The 740-nt window shown below is 48.6% G+C and carries 1 protein-coding gene; it reads left to right on the forward strand.

Translation table 11 applies throughout. The features are described 5' to 3' along the window. Positions 1–740: elongation factor Tu (locus tag ACXAGR_RS23755; protein WP_474852916.1), on the forward strand; the 740-nt coding region annotated here is incomplete at both ends.

The raw sequence follows: 740 nt of genomic DNA on the forward strand, positions 1-740 counted from the left end.
GCTCAGATGGACGGCGGTATCCTGGTAGTTGCTGCGACTGATGGTCCTATGCCACAGACTCGTGAGCACATCCTGCTGGGTCGTCAGGTTGGTATCCCTTACATCATCGTATTCATGAACAAATGTGACATGGTTGACGATGAAGAGCTGCTGGAACTGGTTGAGATGGAAGTTCGTGAACTTCTGACTGAATACGAATTCCCGGGCGACGATCTGCCAGTAATCAAAGGTTCTGCTCTGAAAGCCCTTGAAGGCGACGCAGAGTGGGAAAAGAAAATCATCGAACTGGGTGAAGCACTGGATTCTTACATTCCAGAGCCAGAGCGTGCTATCGACAAGCCGTTCATCCTGCCAATCGAAGACGTATTCTCAATCTCAGGCCGTGGTACTGTTGTAACTGGTCGTGTTGAGCAAGGTATCATCAAAGTTGGTGAAGAAGTAGAAATCGTTGGTATCAGAGATACAACCAAAACTACTTGTACCGGTGTTGAAATGTTCCGTAAACTGCTTGACGAAGGTCGTGCAGGTGAGAACGTTGGTGTTCTGCTGCGTGGTACTAAGCGTGATGACGTTGAGCGTGGTCAGGTACTGGCTAAGCCTGGTTCAATCACTCCTCACACTCAGTTTGAAGCGGAAGTATACGTACTGTCTAAAGATGAAGGCGGTCGTCACACTCCATTCTTCAAAGGTTACCGTCCACAGTTCTACTTCCGTACAACTGACGTAACTGGTGCCGTTGA

Source organism: Alteromonas sp. ABH4_457, from assembly GCF_056160625.1.